This is a genomic window from Holophagaceae bacterium, assembly GCA_016720465.1.
GTDB lineage: Bacteria > Acidobacteriota > Holophagae > Holophagales > Holophagaceae > JANXPB01.
In genome coordinates this window covers 243,174-263,381 of the sequence record JADKKO010000004.1, presented here as the reverse complement: position 1 = coordinate 263,381, position 20,208 = coordinate 243,174, and the positions used below count along the sequence as shown (strand labels likewise).

Sequence of the window (20,208 nt, the reverse complement as noted above, 5' to 3'; positions counted from 1 at the left end):
CATGCAGGGGCCCGCAGCGGACCTGGTCCAGATCCGGGTGGGGAAAGCGATGAATCTGGACGCCAGCGGCTCCATGGGCGCGGAGGATCCTCTCGGCGGCCCGTGGCGCCCTTGGCGTTCGGCCATTTTCAAAACGCCGGTCGCGTGTCCGCGGCAGCTCACCCGCCTGGGCCTGGCCGGCGATGAAGTTGCGGACACACGCCACCATGGCGGGCCGGACCAGGCGGTGCTGGCCTATGCGTCGGAACACTACCCGCTCTGGCAGGCCTCTGGCCTCGATGCGGATCCCGGCGCCTTCGGAGAAAATTTCCTGCTGGCGGGCCTTACGGACCAGGAGGCCTGCATCGGGGATGTGTTCGCCATCGGGAAGCCTGGCGGAGCGGTCGTGCAAATCTCCCACCCGCGCCAACCCTGCGCCACGCTGGCACGGCGGTTCCAGCGGAATGACGTGGTGCTTCTAGTCTGGGAAACCGCGAGGGGCGGGTGGTATCTGCGCGTTCTGCAAGAGGGGCAGGTGCAGGCAGGCGATGGCTTGGCGCTGCTGGAACGCCCGAATCCCGGATGGTCCGTGGCAAGGGTGTTGAACGCCTTCCGCCACGCGAAGCAGCATCCGGAAGAGGCGCTTTTGGCCGCGGACCTTTCCGGCCTCACAGGACATTGGAGTTCAAGCCTGCGGGAGAAGGCCACGCTCTAGCGCCGCGGATCCTCCGGCCGCCAGGCTTCGAGCACGCGGAACCGCTCCCCCATCATGCCGGGCATGGTGAGCTGCAGCAGGTTCTCCATGCGCTTGATCCGGGCGGGAGCCGCCAGCTCCTGCCATTGAGCCTCCCATTGCGCGAGAGGCGCGTGGGCGCGGATCCAGCGGCTCAGGGATTCGTGGGCGACCTCCGTCAGCCCGAGCTCATCGAGGATCCTTGAGAGCCTTGTGAAATCGACGTCCGCGGTGAGGTCGCACTCGCCGAGGCCCTCCCACCACCTGCCATCCACCGCATGGCCCTTGAAACGGCGGAGATCTGCGCCCTTGGCCAGCAAATGGGAGGCCCGGTCGCCATAGTCGATGGTGATGAACAGCCCCGCCCGCAGACCCGCCGCAAGGGCCGAGGCCACCTGGGGAAGCGCTTCGCACCACACATTTCCATCACCTGGCTCGAGCCCATCTCCCTGGGATTCGAACCAGGCGGCGCTGGCGGGCTCTTCGTGGGCGTGCCATTCCGGCCCGTTCTGCGTGAGCACTTCCCGGACCCAGCGGGTTCCGTCCCAGCGCCAGGGCTGCGCGGGGAGGGCATCGAACAACTCGTTGCTGAGGACCGCGCCATGGAAGGGTTTGAGGCATTCCGCTTCAGCCATGAACGCCGCGCGGCCCGTGGCGAGAAAAGGCGCCAACGCCTCTGCCGCGGCTGTCCGGGCCGCCTGGTTGTCATCGCGATGGATGTACCGCAGCGAAGCCGCGAAGGGCCCCGTGGCCGCGTCGAGAATGTCCCTGCCCAGCCAGCCACGGCCCGCGCCAGGTTCCAGCACCGTGAATTCCGGGGGGCGGCCAAGCCGTTCCCAGGCCTGCTCCAGGCGCAACGCCAGCGCTTGTCCCAGCAAGGGGCCCAGGTCAAGCGCGGTGTAGTAGTCCTTGCCTTCGAACCCCCAGGGTCCGACCGCCCGGCGGTAGTACCCGTGCTGCGGATGATAGAGGGCCAAGGCCATCACCTCGGCCGCGGGAACTGGACCCGCCGCCAGCCGGGCGTCCAGGCCAGCCTTCAGCGGATTCAAAGCCGTTCCTTTTGCAGGGGCCACTTCTCCAGCAGCCAGGGCAGCACCCATTGGGTGATGAGCAAGGCGAGGGCCACACCCCCGACGCAGGCGATGCCCAGGCTCCGGAGGCCGCGGTAGCTGCTGAAGATGAGGCCTCCGAATCCCGCCAGTGTGGTGCCTGCGCAAACCGCGTTCACCCTGGCCACTTTCGCAGCGGCGCCTGATTCCAGGCGGGCCCGGTGCAGCAGGTTCAGGGCCGTGTCCACGCTGACTCCAAGCGAGATGGGGATGGCCATGAGCGACAGGAAGCTGAAGGGCTCGTTCGTCCAGGCGAGGATGCCCAGCAGGCCGATCTGGCCGGCCGCGATGGGCACCAGGGCCAGCGCCACGAAGCGCCAGCGGCGGCCGAAAAAGGCCACGATGCAAAGCACCAGCGCGAGGCCTACGGCCGCGCAGTCGCGGGTGGACTGCCGGGCCACATCCTTGATGGCGGAGAAGAGCGGGCGTGTGCCCACCAGCCGCGCGCCATCGCCTTCCAACAATGGCGCGATCCGGAGTTGGGCTTCCTCCGGCAGCCGGATGGGAATGGTGACGGTTGGGATATCGGCCGCGGGCGTTTTGGATTTCAGCATCCCGGCCAGGGTCCAGCGTTGGGGGAGCACGGCCTTTTGGGTGGGCGGGAAGAGCTGTTGCAAGGACGCAGGCACCGCGAGTGGATCCACCAGGCTGCGGCTGAGGGCCGCCAGGGGATGCTCCAGGGCCGTGGGATCAAGGCCCGCGGCAGAGGCGGCATTCAGGGTGCGGTGGCGCCAGGTTTCCGATGACAGCACGAGCCTCAGTCCGGGAGCGGCCTGCTCCCAGGCGGGCAGCGGCATGCCTTCGCTCCGCACCTGCTCTGCCACGCGGTTCCACCTCCTTGGCAACTGCGCCGCATCGTCCAAAGCGAGCTGCAAGGCGAGGGGCTGAAGGCTGGAACCCAGCACTTTCCCGAGTTTTTCCTGCAGTGCGAGGGCTGGATTGCCTCCGATCCGGAAGCGGCGAAGATCTTCCTCCCAGCGCAGGCGGTGGGTTCCGAGCAGCGCGAAGGCCAGCAGGCCCAGGGCCAGCCAGGGTTTCCAGGGAGCGATCCGGGATTGCGGGACTACCGGGGCCGAGGTCTGGGCGAAGGTGCCGCGGCCCTTGTCCAAAGCCAACAGCAGTTGAGGCAGCAGAAGGAAACTGGCGAAGAGGCAGGCCAACAGGCCGAGCCCGGCGGTGATGCCGAGGTCGCGGAAGCCCGGGAAAGGCGTCACGATGGCGGAAAGGAAGGCGAGCGCGGTGGCCACACAGCCCACCACCACACCGGGGCCGGTGCTCAGCATGGCCGAGCGCAACGCGGCCTGCTTCCTCCGCCCTGCGCGGCGTTCATCCCGGTAGCGGCTGAAGAGCAGGATCCCCACATCGTCGCCGATGCCCAGCAGCACGGCGCCGAATCCGGCGCTCATCATGTTCATTTCGCCCAGGGACCATCCGACCAGGCCCAGGGCCCACACCATTCCGACCAGCAGCGGGCCCACCACGTAGCCGAACCCCGAGAGAGTCCGGAAGCCGATCCAATAGACGATCCCGATGAGCAGAAAACTGAGCGAGAGGCTGAGCAGGATTTCCTTGGTGAGCCGTTGGGATTCCCAGAAGGCCACCGCATGGGCGCCCGTGATCTGCAGGGGAAAGGCGCGGCCGCCGTGCGCCGCCAGCGCCGCCTCGACCGTGCCGAGCGAGGCGCGGGAGGGCAGCCCATCCTTGGCGCCATCCCCCAACCAGCGGATGATGCGCCCCGTGGCCTTGGCATCGGCGCTGGGGAAATCCACCACGAGCGGCACCAGGACATAGCGGTCATCCTTGGTTTCCAGGTAGCCGGTCTTCATGCGGAGGGGAAAATTCTTGCCGGCCGAGGTGGCGCGGAGCATGGATTCCTGGTCAGGGGGAACCAGGTTCCGGAGGTTCAAGGGGTCCAGTTGCGCGAACCGGGCCTGGATCGGATTCGGGGACGCCAAGGTAGCAGCGGTCTCCTTCAACCGCCGTTCCACTTCGGCTGGATTCCTGAGCGGCGCCAGGCGATCGCCAAGGAGCGCGGGCGCCAGCGCATACATCTGTTCGGTGATCAGGCGGCCCACGGCTGCATCGCCATCCAGGAGGCTCCCGGCGGCCAGCAGCGGCGGCCAGAGCGATACGCCCTGGGGGCCTGGAACCGGCTGCGGCCCCGAGAGGCGGCCCTCGCCGCTGAGGCCATTGAGCGGAAGCGTGCCTTGATCGAGCAGGCGGCCCACCAGGTTTTCCGCCCACTCACCGCGGGCCTCGATGGTCGTCGAATCGCCTTCGGCCACGAGCCACAGCAATTCCTGCTGGCCCACGCCGGCTTCGAGGCTGGCGCGGACGATGGGGTGGCTGGTGGGCAGCAGGCTCATGAGGTCCAGGCGCCGTTCGACCCGCAACGCGCCCCAGCCCAGGACCGCCGTGAGCAGGGCCGCGAAGGCCACGATGCGCCTGGGGTGCGCTAGATGCAGCCGCAGCAGGGCGCGCAGCAGGCGGTTCAGCATCGGTTCCTCGCGCGGCTCACAGGTGGCTCAGGAGGCGGTCCAGGGTGGGCTGCAGCAGCACGCGATGGCTTTGGCCCAGGCGCCGCAGCAGGCTTGGATCATTGAGGCGGCCGAGCGCATAACCGTCATCATTCTCCAGGGTCTCGGCCCAGCGGGATGCGGTGATGATTGTGGGCCGCTGGGCCGCGTAGCGGAAATCCAGCAACTGGGCCGCGGCCCTGGCCACGCGGAGGTCGGTGTCCAGGCGGTCGAGATCATCCAGCACCAGGCAGGGCGCGTCCAGCAAGGGCGCCATGCGGTCCCGTTCGGATTGGAAGCCCTGGTTCTGGAAGCTGCGCACATCGTAATAGGTGTCCTTCAATTCCTGGCTGAAGGTCCGCACCGAGACAAAGAGGCCGGGTCTACCGGTGCGCTCGCACCAGGCGCGCAGGGCCGCGGATGCCAGGCTGGACCGGCCGCTGCCGGAGGGGCCGTCGATCCACCAGAGATCCGTATTGGTGCGGTCCTTCTGGGCCCAGGCCTGGAAGGGCTGGAAGCCGGAAGGCTCCTGGGCCGGGCGGATGGTCTTCCAGGTGGTGTCGGAGGATTTTTCGCCGCCTTGCTGGCTCTGCAATCCGCACTTGTGGACGATGTGGTCCAGCTTGGAGACGAGTTCCGATCCGAGCGATTCCCGGCCTGCGGGATGTTCCAGGAGTTCCTGGGCTTTGCCGAGGCTCAACAGCACCGACACGCGGGGATGGCGGTCCTTCCACCACTCCCAGAAATTTTCAAACGTGGAGGACGCATAGCGTTCGGGAATACCCAGATCGCTTCCCGGGGAGGCTGCGGCATCCGCGCATCCGCAGGCGATGGCCGGCTTCATGGGATCGCGGTCCAGGATGAAGCCCTTGCCGCCGCACTTGGGGCAAGCGGGATCCGGCTTCACGGCAGTTCCCCCCGCAGGAAATCGCCCAGCACTTCCCGCCTCCGCTCGCGGATCTTATTGAAGGCCCGTTCTTCGATCTGGCGCACCCGCTCCCTCGAGATGGGCGGAACAAAGCTGCGGCCGATCTGCTCCAGCGTCATGGGCTCATGGTTGTTGAGCCCGAAGTGGAGGCTCAGGATCCGCCGCTCTTTCTCGGAAAGGCTGTCCAGGCACTTCTGCAGCTGCGACAGGAAGGCCTCGTGGTCCAGGGACCGCATGGCGCTGGGTTGGACCTCCTGCTCGAGGCTGTCGCCGACCGTGAGGTCCGTGTCGCCCATGCCTTGTTCGGTGGAGATGGTGTTCGTAGTCTGCTGCAGCACCTGGAGCCGGGTCACTTCCTCCGCCGAGAAATGGCTCGCTTCGGATATCTCCGCCACCGTGGGCTGGCGTCCGAGGGATTGGGCCAGCTTGCCGGTATGTCGGTTGAGCTGCACCAGGTGGCCGGCGACCTTCTGGGGCAGGCGGATCTTGGTGCCGTGCTCGGCCAGCGCGTGGAAGATGGCCTGGCGCACCCACCACGATGCATAGGTCAGGAACTTGTTCTCGCGCATCGGATCGAACCGCTTGGCGGCTTCGATGAGGCCGAGGTTGCCTTCGCTGATGAGGTCCAGCAGGTCGAGGCCCATGCCTTCGAATTTCCGGGCCTCCTTCACCACGAAACGGAGATTGCCTTCCACCAGCTTCCGGAGGCCTTCGGCATTGCGTTCGTCCTGCCACATGTGCCCGTAGATCCGCTCTTCCTGTGCCGTGAGCAGGGGCAGGTGGCGGATCGAATCAAAATATTTGTCGAGCGCGCGCTCTTCGAGATGCCGAATGGGCACAGGGATTCCTGACGGGGAGATTCCAGCATACAAGATGAGCGTCGCAAATTTCGATCGGCGATTGTCAGCGCTTGACGAGCCCCTGGTGCGACAGCTTGACCAGCCCAGTGGATTTAGACGGCGCCCGGAATTCGCCGGGATCGAGTCCGGCTTCGCGCATCCGCTGCTTCATGGATTCAAGGGCGCCGCTCATTTCATCCTGCATCTGCTGCATGCGGCTCCGCAGGTCGAGCACCACCTCCACGCCTGCGAGGTTCACGCCCAGGTCGCGGACCAGGCTCAGGATGAATTCCAGCCGCTCCAGGTTCTCATCGCTGTAGAGCCGGGTCTTGCCTTCCGTCCGGCTCGGACGGAGCAGTCCCTCCCGCTCGTAGAGCCGCAGGGTCTGGGGATGGATGTTGTAGCGCGCGGCGACGACGCCGATCATGTACACGCCTTGCTTCGGATCACGGCGCATCAGGTTCTCCAGGGCTTTGCGCGGATCGCGCCATCGTTGATTTCGCCCAGCTCCCGGAGCAGTTCCTTGCTGCGCTCATCATGGATGTCCGGCGTGACCACCTGGATTTCCGCGATGAGGTCGCCGCGCTGGTCGCTGTTGGGGATGGGCATCCCGCGGCCCTTGAGCCGCAGCTTCCCGCCGCTCTGGGTGCCCGGCGGGACTTTGATCGTGGCGGTGGATTCAGGCGTGGGGATCTCCACCTTGGCTCCCAGGGCCGCTTCGCTGAAGCTGATGGGCAGGCGCAAGTACAGGTTGGCGCCGCGCCGTTCGAAATGGGGATCGGAATCCACCTGCACTTCCAGGAAGAAGTCGCCGGGGCCGCCTCCTCGCCGGCCCGCCTCCCCTTTTCCTTTCACCCGCAGGCGGGTCCCGTCTTCTACACCCGCCGGGATGGCCACGGTCACCGATTCATGCTTCGGATTGCGGCCCCGGCCTTCGCAGGCGGGGCAGGCTGGCGCCTTTTTACCGGTGCCGCCGCATTCCGGACAGGCTTGGCGGGTCTTGAAAAAACCTGAACCCTGTTCGAAGTGTCCCCGGCCGCCGCAGGCCGGGCAGGTGCTTTTCGAGCCGCCGCTCTCGCCGCTGCCGTGGCAGGTTTTGCAGGTCTCCGTACGATGGAGATTCAAGCTGACCTTGGTGCCGGCGAAGGCATCCTTGAAGGGAATGCGCACGGTGTGCGAAAGGCTTTCGCCCTTCATGGGGCCTGGCTGGCGGCGGTCCCCGCCTCCGAACAGATCGCCGAACATGTTCCCGAAATCAAAGGATTGGGACCCGGCCCCCGGGCTGAAACCCGCGCCGGAAGGCATCCCGCTCGGATCCCCGAACTGATCGTAATTGCGGCGCTTTTCGGGATCGGACAACACGTCGTTGGCCGCGGTCAAGTCCTTGAACTTGGCCTCGGCCTCCTGGTTGTTGGGATTCAGATCCGGGTGGAATTTCCGCGCGAGCTTCCGATACGCCTTCTTGATCTCCTCGGTCGAGGCATTCTTGGAAATCCCAAGCAGCGCATAGTAATCGGGATGGGCCATGGCTTCACGCTAGCATGATTTGCGTGTTGGGCACTCAGGTTATAGGTGTCCAAAGAGAGAGGCCGGATGGGCTCCGGCCTCTTCTGGATTCATCGGTGAAGCTGTTCTCCGGCCCGCCTCGGAGCATCCTCCATCGCGCCGGCGGAGGGTCGGCAGAAGACGCAACTGCGCCTAGTTGACGACTTCAGCATCGATGACGTTGTCTTCCTTTTTCGGCTCCTCTGCCGATGGAGCCTGGCCCGGCGCCGGCGCGCCCTGCTGGTAGAGGTGCTCGGCCATCTTGTGGGACTTGGCGTTGAGATCGTCGAGGGCCTTCTTGATGCGGGCGGCATCCAGGCTGCTGAGGGCGGCCTTCGCTTCGGCCACGGAATCCTCGACTTCCTTCTTGTCGGCATCGGGGAGCTTGTCGCCGCTTTCCTTGAGCAGTTTTTCCACCTGGTAGACGGTTTGATCCAGCGTGTTCTTGTCTTCGAGCAGCTTCTTCCGCTCTTCGTCTTCGGCCTTGTGGGCCTCGGCTTCCTTGACCTTGGCTTCAATGTCGTCCTTGGACAGGCCGGTGCTGCCGGTCAACGTGATGCTGGCGTCCTTGCCGGTGGCCTTGTCCTTGGCGGTGACGTGCACGATGCCATTGGCGTCGATGTCGAAGACCACTTCGATCTGGGGCATGCCACGGGGCGCCGGGGGCAGGCCGCCCAGGTGGAAATGGCCCAGGAGCTTATTGCCTTCGACCAGCGGACGCTCGCCCTGGAACACCTCGATGTCCACGCCGGGCTGGTTGTCCACGGCGGTGGTGTAGATCTCGGATTTCTTGGTGGGGATCGTGGTGTTGCGCTGGATGATCACGCTCATCTGGCCGCCGTTGGCATTGATGCCAAGGCTGAGCGGCGTCACGTCGAGCAGCAGTACGCCTTTGACGTCGCCCGCCAGCACGCCGCCCTGGACCGCGGCGCCGAGCGCCACCACCTCGTCGGGATTCACGCTCTTGTTGGGTTCCTTGCCGAAGACGGACTTCACGAGTTCCTGCACCTTCGGCGTGCGGGTGGAACCGCCCACCAGGATGACTTCGTCAATTTCGTGGTGGCGGAGTTTCGCATCCTTGATGGCGTTCTCGCAGGGGGGTCGGAGCTTCTGCAGGATGGGCTCGATCATGGCCTCGAACCGGGACCGGGTGAGGGTCTGGGTCAGGTGCTTGGGACCGGAGGCATCCGCGGTGATATAGGGCAGGGAGATGTCGGTCTGCGTGGTGGCGGAAAGCTCCACTTTGGCTTTTTCGGCAGCTTCCTTCAGCCGCTGCATGGCGTCGGGCTGTTTGCGCAGATCGATGCCTTCGGCCTTCTGGAACTCCTCCACCAGCCAATCCATGACCACCTGGTCCACGTTGTCGCCACCCAGGTGGGTGTCGCCGTTGGTGGATTTCACTTCGACGACGCCCTCGCTCACTTCGAGGATCGAGATATCGAAGGTGCCGCCGCCGAAATCGAAGACGGCGATGGTGCCGTCCTTCTTCTTGTCCATGCCATAGGCCAGGGCTGCGGCGGTGGGCTCGTTGATGATGCGCATGACTTCGAGGCCCGCGATGGCGCCGGCGTCCTTGGTGGCCTGGCGCTGGGCGTCATTGAAGTAGGCGGGCACCGTGATGACGGCCTGCGTGACCTTTTCGCCCAGGTAGGCCTCGGCGCTCTCCTTCATCTTGCCGAGGATGACCGCGCTGATTTCCTCGGGGCTCAAGTGCTTGCCCATGATGTTGACCGCGCAGGCGCCCTTGTCGGTGCGCTCCACGTCGTAGGGCACGAGTTTCTGTTCCTTGTCGGAATCGGCGTAGGGCAGGCCCATGAACCGCTTGATGGAGTAGACCGTGTTTTTGGGCTGGGCCACAGCCTGCCGTTTGGCCGCGGCGCCCACCAGCCGCTCGGTGGTCTTGGGGTTGTAGCCAACCGTGCTGGGCGTGGTCTGGGAGCCCTCGGCGTTCGGGATGACTTTGGGCATCCCGCCCTCCATCACGGCGACGCAGCTATTGGTGGTGCCTAGGTCAATGCCAATGATCTTTCCCATGGGTTCTCCTTTTGGATGATTGGACGGCGGGTGCCAGCACCCGTAGCAACCAGTCTAAGAAAAGCAAGAAAATTGTCAACGAAATCTTCAATAATTGATGCATATTTTATAAATTGTTTTCGTTCAATTATTTTTTGTGTTCACTCAACGATCGACCTTCAGACATCAATCCGTGGTCATAAAAACCCCGACCAGGGACGAAGGTTTGATCACAGATCAGGCAAAAATCTTTGGCTTTTCAGTCCCGGCTAAACTGAACGCCATGACGACGCTCCGCCCCTGTCCTCTGTGCCGGAAACCCACCGCCTGGGAGGGCAACGCCTGGAAGCCATTCTGCTCTGAACGCTGTCGCACCCTGGATCTGGGCGCCTGGAGCTCCGAGAGTTATCGGGTTCCCGCGAAACCCGAGTTGGAGGATGGCGAATCCTGGTCCGATCCAGAGGAGCAATGACACACACTGGATCCGTGGACGGCCGCAGCCCCCTCTTCCAGGCCCTGGATCGCCTTCTCCAGGAAGACGGTACGGTTTCCATCGGCGAATTGCTGGACCAGGCGGGCGAACAAGTCTATGGCCTCACGCTGCTCCTGCTGGCCCTGGTGACCTTCATCCCGGGGGTGGCCAATGGGATCTCTTTCGCGACCCTGGGCATCGGCCTCCAGATGGCCTGGGGATCGCCCCACCCCTGGCTGCCGAGATGGGCCCAGAAGCATGAAATGAGACGAGGCCGGATCAAGGAGTTCCTGGCCAAGGTCGAGGCTGGAATGCTCCGTTTGGGCAAGCGTACAGCCCCCCGCCGTCGACCGAACCAGAGGCTGCTTGGCCTCGCCGTGGCGTGGACAGCCTTCCTGGCCCTCCTGCCGCTGCCCTTGCCCATGGCCAACGTGCTCCCCGCCATCAGCCTCGTGCTGCTCGGGTTGGCCCTCGTGGAGGAGTGGCTCTTCCTGCTGTGGCTTGGACTCGGCGGCTCCCTGTTCGCCACCATCTATTTCGCCTTCTTCATCCGGGAGGCCATCCAAGCCATCCAGGGCATCTGGCATTGGATCGCGGGCAGGCTTGGCTGATGCTCATCGACGCCCTCACCCTCCTCCCTGAATGTTTCGAATTGGCCCGGCTCGGGGTGACGGGCCGGGCCTTCCGGGACCTGGGCCATGAGCTGCATACCCATAGCTATCGGCCCTATTCCGGCAACACCTTCGGGCACGTGGATTCAGCGCCTTTCGGGGGCGGGCCGGGGATGGTGCTTCGCCCGGACGTGCTGCGGGACACCCTCGCCTCGGTGCCGCGCCGGGCTTCGAGCCGGGTCATCCACTTCAGCCCGGCGGCGCCGTCCCTGGACCATTCGAAGGTGCTCGAATTGACCCGATTCGATCAATTGATCCTGGTGTGCACCCGGTTTGAAGGCTTGGATCAACGGGCGGTGGACCTCTACGTGGATGAGGAACTGCGCATCGGGGAAGCGGTGCTCAGCGGCGGCGAACTCCCCGCGCTGTTCCTCATTGATGCCGTCTGCCGCTGGCTGCCTGGAGTCCTGGGAAACGATGGATCCGCCTCGGAAGACAGCTTCGCCCAGGGCCTTCTGGACCACCCGCATTTCACGCGGCCCGCGGAATTCGAGGGGCGGGAGGTCCCGGCAATCCTGCAGGGCGGCAACCACGAAGCCATCCGCCTTTGGCGCTTGCGCGAAGCCATGGCGCGGACCAAGGCGCTGAGGCCGGACCTTTGGAGCCATTACATCGCGGAACGCTTGGGACACCTGGGCCGGGCAGAGCAGTGGTGCGCGTGGCAAGTGGAGCATCCCGAAACCTGGGACCAGCCCAAACCCAAGGGTTGGAAGGGGAATTGGACCAATTAGGGCTTTCATTCCCCATGGGTTTCGATACACTGGTGGACTCCGCAACGCGGAGCTTTCGTGTCTCATGTCCGCTGATTCCAAGAAGGAACTGGACCGCTGAGCCCTTTGGAGCATCCATGAACATCATCGACAAACTCGAAGCAGGCTTGGTCCGGAAAGACCTCCCGAAGATCGCCCCGGGCGATACGGTGAAGGTCCACGTGAAGGTGAAGGAAGGCGAGAAAGAGCGCATCCAGATCTTCCAGGGACTCGTCATCGGGATCAAAGGCGGCGGCATGCGCACCAGCTTCACGGTGCGAAAGATCTCCGGCGGAGTGGGCGTCGAGCGCGTCTTCCCGTTGAACAGCCCCACCGTCGACAAGCTCGAAGTGGTCCGCAGCGGCAAAGTCCGCCGCGCCAAGCTCTACTTCCTGCGCGCCAAGCTCGGCAAGGCCGGGCGCCTCAAGGAGCGCCAGCACCACGCGGCCATCTAGGCAATTTCTCTTCTGCGCTGAACGCCCCGCCCTGCGGGGCGTTTTTTATTTGAACTCTTGCTGGATTTCGGCCATTCCTTAGAGAACGGCCGTCTGATGCGGCCTTGATCTTTGGAGCAGCCATGACGCCCTCTTCCATGCGGATATTTTGCGGTTTGTTGGCCCTTTCTGGCGCCGCCTCGGCGCTCCGGGCCCAGGAGGTGCGCTATGGCCTCCAGATCCACGGGAACGTCCCCATGGGGGACTTGAAGGAGGCCGCCGACAGCAAAGTAGGCTTCGGGGGCGGCGCCCACATGACCATCGATTTCGGGGACGGCCATCGGCTGCGGCCCCGCTTGGACTACGTGGTCTACCCGGAGAACAGCGCCTTCGCGGATATCGGCTTTGGCAGCTCTGCTTCAGGAAAGTCCAAAGTCAGCGACGCCTCCCTCGGCCTTGATTACATTTACGATTTCGGGGGAAAGGAAGGCGGCTTCTACCTCACCGCCGGCCTCGCCTGGCACCGATGGAAGGCCGAGTACGACTTCGCCGTGCAGGTTGCTGGCACCACCGTGAGCGAGCGCTCCACCAGCACCAGCAGCAAGGCGGGCGCGGCCGCCGGGATGGGATTCAACTTCAATCCCACCTTTGGCGTGGAAGCCCGGTACGTGGCCACGAAATTCCAGCAGGGAAACGAGGACCGGACCGCCGGCGCCGTGCAGGTGGCGGCCTTGTACCGCTTCTGATCCAGGTGGCACCAGCAAAAGGCCCCGCAAGGGGCCTTTTCTCATAGCCCGTAGTCTTTCCAGCGCGCGGTGATCTTCTCCAAGATTTCGGCGGGGAAAACCAGATCTTTCGGCCATTCGCGTTTGAAGTCATCGAAGGATTTGTTCTTGCGCGTGGCATCGATGCCCACCTTGCTGCCGAAGGCGAAGCGGTCCGAGGAATGGTCCAGCACATCCAGCGGCCCCTCGGTGAAGAGCAGGTCCCGGCGGGGATCCACGTTGCTGGTGATGCGGAACAGGATTTCATTCATATCGTGGGGGTCGATGTCCTCGTCCACCACCACCACGCACTTGCTGAACATGATCTGGCCCGTGCCCCAGATGGCGCTCATGACCTTTTGCGCGTGGCCGGGATACTCCTTTTTCAGCGAGACGATCACCAGATTGTGGAAGCCGCCGGCAGCAGGCAGATGCATATCGCGGATCTCGGGCAGGACCATGCGCAGCAGAGGCAGGAAGATGCGCTCGGTGGCCAATCCCAGGTAGGCGTCTTCCTGGGGCGGGCGGCCCACAATCGTGGCGGGGTAGACGGCGTTCCTGCGCATGGTGATGGCTTCCACGTGCAGCACGGGATAATCGTCCGCCAGGGAGTAGTAGCCCGTGTGGTCGCCAAAAGGGCCTTCGTTGCGCAGTTCGCGGGGATTCACGTAACCTTCGATGACGATCTCGGAATCCGCAGGGACTTCCAGATCATTGGTGATGCACTTCACCATCTCGATGCCGCTTCCCCGCAGAAACCCCGCGAACATCAGCTCGGAGAGGAAAGGCGGCAAGGGCGCGGTGGCGCAGTAGGTCAGGTTCGGGTCGCCGCCGAAGCTCACGGCCACCGGCATTTTTTCCGTGTCGTCGTACCCGTGGCGGTTCCGGGCGCCATCGTGATGAAGCTGGGTGTGGAAGCCCAGGGTCCGGTCATCGAACACCTGCAGGCGGTAGAGGCCCATGTTGCGATGGCCCGTCTCCTTGTTGCGGGTGTGGCTCAAGCCCAGGGTGATGAAAGGGCCGCCGTCTTCAGGCCAGGTGGTGAGCACGGGTAGCTTGGAAAGCTGCACCTCTGCTCCCTGCCAGACGATTTCCTGGCAGATTCCCTTGCGGACGGTCTTCGGCATCCAATTGCCCACTTCGGCGAGCATGGGGAGCTTCGCAAGCTTGTCGAAAAACCCGAGCCCCGGCTTGGGCATGGCCTCCTGGATCAGTTTTTCAATCCGGTCCGCGATGGCGTCCAGGCCGCGGGCCTCCTTTTCGACTCCGAGGGCCACGGCCATGCGCATGGTGGAGCCGTACGCATTCATCACCACGGGCATGGCATGGCCCTTGGGGTTCTCGAAGAGCAGCGCCTTGCCGCCGCCGGGTTGCTTTGAAACGCGGTCGGCGATGGCGCCCATCTCGAGGTAGGGATCCACTTCCACTGCGATCCGCTGCAATTCCCCCCTGGCTTCGAGCTGCTGGAGAAAGTTCTGGAAGTCGTTTGCCATGGGGCCATCATCCCATCTGGGCGGTTCCAAGCAACCCAATCGGGTGTGGCGAACCAGATTTTCCCTTGCCCCATCAGCCATTCTTTGGCATTCTGGTTGACCTGCTAGGTACCGGGCTCAACAAGTGCATCCGACGGATCGCCGCCCGCAAGCCAGTCATATTTCGAGGTTTTCATGTACGCAGTCATCCAGACCGGTGGCAAGCAATACCGCGTGGCCGAGGGCGATGTCCTCCGCGTGGAATTGCTGGAGAAGGAACCCAAGCAGGCCGTCAGCTTCGACAAGGTCCTGCTGGTGGCGATGGGCGATTCGATCACCGTGGGCCAGCCCACCGTAAAGGGCGCCACCGTCGAGGCCGAGGTGATCCGCCATGACCGCGCCAAGAAGGTGATCATCTTCAAGAAGAAGCGCACCACCACCTACCAGCGCACCCAGGGCCACCGCCAGGGCTTCACCGAAGTCCGCATCAAGGGCATCAAGGCCTAAAAGTCTCAAGTCTCAAGTCTCAAGTCCTAAGTCTCAAGTCCCGCAGATTGATCACGAGGTATTTCCATGGCACATAAAAAAGGCGTCGGCTCTTCCCGCAACGGCCGTGATTCCCATTCCCAGCGCCTCGGCACCAAGCTCTTCGGCGGCCAGCTCGCCACCGCGGGCGCCATCATCGTGCGCCAGCGCGGCACCCAGTTCCATCCCGGCAAAGGGGTGGGCATCGGCGTGGACCACACGATCTTCGCCACCATCGAAGGCAAAGTCCGCTTCCAGGACCGCGGCCAGCACGGCCGTTTCATCCATGTGGATCCCATCGAGGATTGATGGATTGACGGATTGATGGCCACGAAGCCGGAGCCGCCCTCCGCGGTCCAGTGATCAAATCCTCAGCGCGCGATCAAGTTCTTGATCGCGCGCATTTTTTCGCTTTTCAAAGACTGGCGCCATGTTTCTAGATCAAGTCCAGCTCAAGGTTGAAGCCGGCCACGGCGGGGCGGGGTCCACGCACTTCAGACGGGAGAAATTCGCGGAGAAGGGCGGCCCCGACGGGGGGGATGGAGGACGCGGAGGCTCGGTCTTCGTGGTGGCGAACCCGTCCCTCAATACCCTGAACCTCTACCGGAGCGTGCGGGAATACGTGGCGGAACGCGGGGCCAGCGGCGAGGGCGGCCGGCGCCAGGGCAGGGACGGCGTGGACGTCATCCTGGACGTGCCTCTGGGAACGGTCTTGAAGGATGCGGACAGCGGCGAGGTTCTGGCGGAGGTGCTGAGTCCTGAAGATCGCATCTGCGTGGCCCGGGGCGGCCGCGGGGGTCTCGGCAACAACAATTTCAAGAGCAGCACCAACCGTGTGCCCATGCACCACCAGCCGGGCGAGGAGGGCGAGTCCCGCACGCTGGCTCTCGAACTGAAGATGATCGCGGATGTGGGCCTGGCGGGCTTTCCAAATGCGGGCAAGAGCACCCTCGTAAGCCGCATCAGCGCCGCGCGGCCCAAGATCGCCAACTACCCGTTCACCACGCTGGAACCCCAGCTGGGCGTGGTGGAGGTGGACGAACTGGTCAGTTTCGTCATCGCCGACATTCCGGGCCTGATCGAGGGCGCATCGAAGGGCGCGGGGCTCGGCATCCAGTTCCTGCGCCACGTGGAGCGCACTCGGATGCTGCTGCATCTCGTGGACCTCACGGATCCCATGAGCGAGCCTGAGGATTCCATCCGAGTCATTGAAGGCGAGTTGAACGCTTTTTCAGAAGTGCTTTTCCAGAAGCCAAGATGGCTGGTGGGCACCAAACTGGACGCATTGCAGGACGAGGACCGCTTGGCGCGTTTCGAAGCGCTTTGCCGCGCCCGGGGCCAGGAGCCCATCGTGATTTCAGGCGTCACCGGCGAAGGCTTGAGGCCCCTGGTGTTCAAGCTCGGCGCCGCACTCGCCGTCCTGCCCAAAGAGTCCGTGGGCTGATGCGGATCGGACTCCTGGGTGGCGCCTTCAATCCTCCCCACCTGGGGCACCTGAAACTTGCCGAGCTGGCGCTTCAATGCCTTGACCTGGATCAGCTTCGATTTGTGCCTACCGCCGTCTCACCCCACAAGCCTGAAGTCGAGGGGCCCGATGCCGGCGCCCGCCTGGCCCTGCTGAGAGCCGCGCTGGAGGGCTTTCCGGGCGCCGTTGGAATCGAGATGGCCGAGCTGGAACGCGGCGGCACGAGCTATTGCGTGGATACATTGGAGGCCCTGTCCGCACGCGAGCCTGAGGGCGAATGGATTCTTGTGCTGGGCAGCGATCAATTGCCGGGGCTGCCGGAATGGCGTCGCTTCGCCCGGATCATGGGGCTGGCCTCCGTGGCGGTCGCGCCCAGGCCGGGTTTCCCAGGCGCGCTGCCGGACACCTTGAAAGACCGCGAGAGGCAGCGCTGGTCCGGCGCTCCCGGCGAAATCGTCTGGCTGCCGGGCACGGAACTGCCCTATGCATCCTCCGCCCTGCGGCAGCGGCTGGGCGACCGGCCGGACCGGACCACGGCGGTCGAAGGGCTGCAACCGCAAGTAATGGCTGCCATCGACACCGAAAACTATTATGGTAATTAACGCACGGGAGCCTTGGATGACATTGACGGATCGCCTTTTGACTGTGGTGGAAGCTGCCCGGTCCAAGAAGGCTTTTCAAATCCGACTCTTGGACGTGTCGGGCTTGGCGAGTTTCACGGACACCTTCGCCTTCATGAGCGGCGGCAGCGACCGGCAGAACCGCGCCATCGCCGATGAAGTGGAGGCGCAGCTCCGAGCGAAGGGGACCCGGGTGATCTCGCGGGAAGGCGAGCAGACCGGCACCTGGATCCTGCTGGACTTCGGCGATTTCATCATCCATGTCATGGACGAGGAGACCCGCCGGCACTACAACCTCGAAGGGCTTTGGAAAGAGGGCGCGGAGCTGGAACTGCCCGCGGAATCCTCGTCCGCCAACTAGTCCATCCATCAATGTTGGAGAATTCCATGTCAGACATCCATAGCCACAATCCTTTCGAGGCTATGCAGGCGCGGCTCCGCGCTGCGGCCCAGATTTACGGCCTGGGCGACACCTTGTTCCAGGTGTTCATGGCGCCCACCCGCTCCATGATCGTGAGCCTGCCGGTCTGCATGGACGATGGTCGCTGGGAGGTCTTCACCGGCTATAGAGTCCAGCACAACATCGCGCGCGGGCCGGCCAAGGGAGGCATCCGCTACGACCTGGGCGTGAACCTGGACGAGGTGAAGGCCCTGGCCGCCTGGATGACCTGGAAATGCGCCGTGGTGGACGTGCCCTTCGGCGGTGGCAAAGGCGGCATCATCTGCGACCCGAAAAAACTGAGCAAGGCGGAACTGGAGCGCCTCACGCGGCGCTACGTCGCCGAGATCATGGATGTCATCGGGCCGGACCGCGACGTGCCCGCTCCCGACATGGGCACCGATGCGCAGACCATGGCCTGGGTGATGGACACCTATTCCATGCACGTGCGGCGTACCGAAAACGCCGTCGTGACGGGCAAACCTGTGGGGCTCGGCGGCTCCCTGGGCCGCAACGAGGCCACGGGGCGCGGCGTGCTCATCGTGGCGCGGGAAGCCATGCAGCGCCTGGGCAAGCCCCTCACCGGCGCCAGGGTCGCAGTGCAAGGGTTCGGCAATGTGGGATCCCAGAGCGCGCGGCTGCTGCACGAGGCTGGCGCGCGCATCGTCGCCGTCAGCGACCTCAACGGCGCCATCAAGAACGACCGGGGCCTGGACATCCACGCGCTGGTCAAGCACGTCGCCGAAACCAAATCCGTGGCCGGCTTCAAGGGCGGCGAGGCCATGGACCGCGCAGAACTGCTGACCTTGCCGGTGGACATCCTGGTGCCCGCCGCCATGGAAAACCAGATCACCCAGGAAAACGCCGCGCAGATCCGCGCCAAGATCGTGGTGGAGGGCGCCAACGGCCCCACGACGCCCGAAGCGGATCCCATCCTCCTGGAGAATGGCATTCTGGTGGTGCCGGACATCCTGGCCAACGCCGGCGGCGTGACGGTCTCCTATTTCGAATGGGTGCAGAACCGCCTCGGCTTCTACTGGCGCGAGCGGGAAGTGAACGAGCGGCTGGTGGAGTACATGACCCACGCCTTCCACTCCGTCTTCGCCACCACGGACAAGTACAAGACGAACCCCCGCCTCGGCGCCTACATCCTCGCGCTGGACCGCGTGAGCCAGGCCATGCACTACCGCGGGTTCTACGCGTAAGGTCCGTCAAATTCGGTGCCTGTGGCCGCTGATCCTATCTGTGGCCAAAATTGCTATTGGTACCGGCTTCAACATTCGTTCTTAGGTCTGAGCATATGTAAGCCAGCTTTGGTGATCAGGGCGGTGAGGGCAGTGCGATTGGCATGGTTTGCACCAGTTGATGTGTATAGGAAAAATCCTTCACCCTGGCCACAATCGAACTTTCAATTGGTGATTCATGCTCTTATTCCTGCCACCCACTCAAGCCCAGCCCCCGGCCTTGGCCCATTTGCATTCGGATCTCAAAGAGGCCCGGAAGGCTGCCAAGTCGCGACACCGCTCTTTGTGCGTAGTGATCGCCTCGGACACAACGGGGAGGAAGCAGGTGATGGACTTCCTGGATTCCCTAGAGGGCGCCAAGGTTCGTAGTGATATGGAACTCTGCATTCTGGAGCCGGGTAGCCAGGACACCCAACGGCTTATCGAAAAACAAGGTATCCAGGAGCTTCCGGCCATCTTCTTGTTTCGGGCCCCCTTCAAATCTGAACCCAGCGTTTTTCGCTCCGGGAAGGAAGCGCTGTCTTGGGGCAAGACATTCGAGTTCCTCCTGCGTCGCAATGCTGAGAGCCTCGATCCTCAGACCATTCCCACACCCAGCCAGCTAAAAGCAAGGTACCCAGACATTGTTGACCCGGACCTGTTCATCAAGTTTGTCTTGGGCCCTAAGGCGAAGCAGGACTACACAGCTGCCATGGAACCCTATAGAGGAATGCTGGTCGGATTGCTGAAGTCATCGGACATGAAAATCAAGGGATTTGCGGCCTCGCGGCTCGTGGAAGCGAATGCCAGCTATCTCTCGGGAGAGCCAAATCCCTTTCACTTGGTCCTGCGAATGGCTGGCGAAAAAATGATAAGGGAGTTGAGCGGTACCAATGCAATCCAGTCCACCAACGGCGACCAAGTGGAGGCGGAACTCGAGAACGGGCAATACATTGCCTCGAACGCCCCATGCTGGACAATCTTGCGCTCTCGGTTGAAGGCGGCCCCGCGAGCGATCTCCACAGACCTGTACGCGCTGATGGCTCCCCAACTGGTTGCTGAAGACCGGTCTTGGATTCTGCCCTGCTTTAAGCAAGGGGCCATCCTCTCCAAGGAGACCGACCCCTGGGACGAAGCGCCATTCTGGCTGGGAGTGGACTGGTTGCTTTGTTACGGGGAGCCAGCAGATTGGCAGCTTTTCGCTTCGGTCCTGGACTCCAAGAAACGGTGGTCAGAGGGACTGGCAACCCTTCAAAAATCGTTGGAACCAATCCCAGCCTATTGGAAAGTCTCGCCCCGCTTTCAAGGAATGTTCTGCGAAGGCACAAGCGAAGATGCTTTTTGGAAAGCTCCAGATGCTTGCCTGGCTGAATGGGGTGTGACGCGCCAGAATCTCATCGAACTGTCCATGGATGAAGTCCAAGAAAAACAGCGTAGTGTGCTGCGCTATCCCGGCGAAGCCCGCGAGCGGCAATTTTGGGGTTCGGTCCGGGTTCAGATCCTCATCGGGACCAAGGGTGAGGTGAAGGCTGCCAGGCCGTTGCCCGGCCATGCGCTTGCCTTCTTCGCTCCGGAAGTTCTGCGCTTCGCTACCGCATGCACCTTTGAACCTGCAACGGTAGCGGGTGTCAAGAGACCTTCCCGATTCATCTACCGTGTCTTTTTCAGGAGACCTGGAACAAGCCCGAAGCCAGGAAGTAATCGCTTCTGAA

General features: G+C 63.6%; 21 protein-coding genes. 13 read left to right on the top strand and 8 right to left on the bottom strand.

The window, feature by feature from the left end; translation table 11 throughout:
• Nucleotide 1: 1 nt before the first annotated feature.
• Complete coding sequence (locus IPQ13_08585; protein ID MBL0210949.1) at nucleotides 2–694, top strand: MOSC domain-containing protein; 693 nt, start codon at nucleotides 2–4, stop codon at nucleotides 692–694.
• Here the strand turns inward: IPQ13_08585 and IPQ13_08580 are convergent.
• From IPQ13_08580 to dnaK, 7 genes are all read right to left on the bottom strand, one after another.
• Entirely contained in the window at nucleotides 691–1,785 is a 1,095-nt protein-coding gene (locus IPQ13_08580) for an SAM-dependent methyltransferase (protein ID MBL0210948.1), read from the bottom strand. The two genes, IPQ13_08585 and IPQ13_08580, sit on opposite strands and share 4 nt — an antisense overlap.
• Nucleotides 1,758–4,319, bottom strand: a complete 2,562-nt coding sequence (locus IPQ13_08575; protein ID MBL0210947.1) for an MMPL family transporter — start codon at nucleotides 4,317–4,319, stop codon at nucleotides 1,758–1,760. The genes IPQ13_08580 and IPQ13_08575 overlap by 28 nt, the downstream gene beginning before the upstream one ends.
• 16 nt (nucleotides 4,320–4,335) lie before the next feature.
• On the bottom strand, nucleotides 4,336–5,244 hold the full coding sequence (locus IPQ13_08570) for a hypothetical protein (protein ID MBL0210946.1): 909 nt from the start codon (nucleotides 5,242–5,244) through the stop codon (nucleotides 4,336–4,338).
• Nucleotides 5,241–6,104: an RNA polymerase sigma factor RpoD/SigA gene (locus tag IPQ13_08565; protein MBL0210945.1), complete on the bottom strand. Its 864-nt coding sequence runs from the start codon at nucleotides 6,102–6,104 to the stop codon at nucleotides 5,241–5,243. The genes IPQ13_08570 and IPQ13_08565 overlap by 4 nt, the downstream gene beginning before the upstream one ends.
• 64 nt (nucleotides 6,105–6,168) lie before the next feature.
• The gene (locus tag IPQ13_08560; GenBank protein ID MBL0210944.1) at nucleotides 6,169–6,561 is read right to left on the bottom strand and encodes a helix-turn-helix transcriptional regulator; all 393 of its coding nucleotides are present in this window, start codon (nucleotides 6,559–6,561) and stop codon (nucleotides 6,169–6,171) included.
• Entirely contained in the window at nucleotides 6,561–7,631 is a 1,071-nt protein-coding gene (locus IPQ13_08555) for a J domain-containing protein (GenBank protein ID MBL0210943.1), read from the bottom strand. The genes IPQ13_08560 and IPQ13_08555 overlap by 1 nt, the downstream gene beginning before the upstream one ends.
• 171 nt (nucleotides 7,632–7,802) lie before the next feature.
• Entirely contained in the window at nucleotides 7,803–9,683 is a 1,881-nt protein-coding gene (gene dnaK / locus IPQ13_08550; GenBank protein ID MBL0210942.1) for a molecular chaperone DnaK, read from the bottom strand.
• 262 nt (nucleotides 9,684–9,945) lie between these two features.
• Here dnaK and IPQ13_08545 point away from each other — a divergent pair, with 262 nt between their 5' ends.
• From IPQ13_08545 to IPQ13_08525, 5 genes are all read left to right on the top strand, one after another.
• Nucleotides 9,946–10,134 carry a DNA gyrase inhibitor YacG gene (locus IPQ13_08545; protein ID MBL0210941.1) on the top strand — a complete coding sequence of 63 codons (189 nt, stop codon included), beginning with the start codon at nucleotides 9,946–9,948 and terminating at the stop codon, nucleotides 10,132–10,134.
• Complete coding sequence (locus IPQ13_08540) at nucleotides 10,131–10,745, top strand: exopolysaccharide biosynthesis protein (protein ID MBL0210940.1); 615 nt, start codon at nucleotides 10,131–10,133, stop codon at nucleotides 10,743–10,745. Before IPQ13_08545 ends, IPQ13_08540 begins: the two co-directional genes overlap by 4 nt.
• Complete coding sequence (gene trmD / locus IPQ13_08535) at nucleotides 10,745–11,536, top strand: tRNA (guanosine(37)-N1)-methyltransferase TrmD (GenBank protein ID MBL0210939.1); 792 nt, start codon at nucleotides 10,745–10,747, stop codon at nucleotides 11,534–11,536. Before IPQ13_08540 ends, trmD begins: the two co-directional genes overlap by 1 nt.
• Before the next feature lie 116 nt (nucleotides 11,537–11,652).
• Nucleotides 11,653–12,009: a 50S ribosomal protein L19 gene (gene rplS / locus IPQ13_08530; GenBank protein ID MBL0210938.1), complete on the top strand. Its 357-nt coding sequence runs from the start codon at nucleotides 11,653–11,655 to the stop codon at nucleotides 12,007–12,009.
• 122 nt (nucleotides 12,010–12,131) lie between these two features.
• Nucleotides 12,132–12,734, top strand: coding sequence for an outer membrane beta-barrel protein (locus IPQ13_08525; protein MBL0210937.1), 603 nt, complete (start codon nucleotides 12,132–12,134; stop codon nucleotides 12,732–12,734).
• A gap of 41 nt (nucleotides 12,735–12,775) precedes the next feature.
• On the opposite strand, the gene IPQ13_08520 is transcribed toward IPQ13_08525, so the two are convergent.
• A complete protein-coding gene (locus IPQ13_08520) occupies nucleotides 12,776–14,245 on the bottom strand; it encodes a menaquinone biosynthesis decarboxylase (GenBank protein MBL0210936.1) in 1,470 nt (489 codons plus the stop codon).
• Between the two features lie 174 nt (nucleotides 14,246–14,419).
• Here IPQ13_08520 and rplU point away from each other — a divergent pair, with 174 nt between their 5' ends.
• The 7 genes from rplU (at nucleotide 14,420) to IPQ13_08485 (ending at nucleotide 20,207) form a co-directional block, all read left to right on the top strand.
• The gene (gene rplU, locus IPQ13_08515; protein MBL0210935.1) at nucleotides 14,420–14,731 is read left to right on the top strand and encodes a 50S ribosomal protein L21; all 312 of its coding nucleotides are present in this window, start codon (nucleotides 14,420–14,422) and stop codon (nucleotides 14,729–14,731) included.
• 66 nt (nucleotides 14,732–14,797) lie between these two features.
• Nucleotides 14,798–15,058, top strand: a complete 261-nt coding sequence (rpmA, locus tag IPQ13_08510) for a 50S ribosomal protein L27 (GenBank protein MBL0210934.1) — start codon at nucleotides 14,798–14,800, stop codon at nucleotides 15,056–15,058.
• 121 nt (nucleotides 15,059–15,179) lie between these two features.
• Nucleotides 15,180–16,193, top strand: coding sequence for a GTPase ObgE (gene obgE / locus IPQ13_08505; GenBank protein ID MBL0210933.1), 1,014 nt, complete (start codon nucleotides 15,180–15,182; stop codon nucleotides 16,191–16,193).
• Nucleotides 16,193–16,816: a nicotinate (nicotinamide) nucleotide adenylyltransferase gene (gene nadD, locus IPQ13_08500; protein MBL0210932.1), complete on the top strand. Its 624-nt coding sequence runs from the start codon at nucleotides 16,193–16,195 to the stop codon at nucleotides 16,814–16,816. Before obgE ends, nadD begins: the two co-directional genes overlap by 1 nt.
• 16 nt (nucleotides 16,817–16,832) lie before the next feature.
• A complete protein-coding gene (gene rsfS, locus IPQ13_08495) occupies nucleotides 16,833–17,195 on the top strand; it encodes a ribosome silencing factor (protein MBL0210931.1) in 363 nt (120 codons plus the stop codon).
• 26 nt (nucleotides 17,196–17,221) lie between these two features.
• Complete coding sequence (locus tag IPQ13_08490) at nucleotides 17,222–18,478, top strand: Glu/Leu/Phe/Val dehydrogenase (protein ID MBL0210930.1); 1,257 nt, start codon at nucleotides 17,222–17,224, stop codon at nucleotides 18,476–18,478.
• Nucleotides 18,479–18,845: 367 nt separating this feature from the next.
• Nucleotides 18,846–20,207: a hypothetical protein gene (locus IPQ13_08485; GenBank protein MBL0210929.1), complete on the top strand. Its 1,362-nt coding sequence runs from the start codon at nucleotides 18,846–18,848 to the stop codon at nucleotides 20,205–20,207.
• Nucleotide 20,208: the final 1 nt, after the last annotated feature.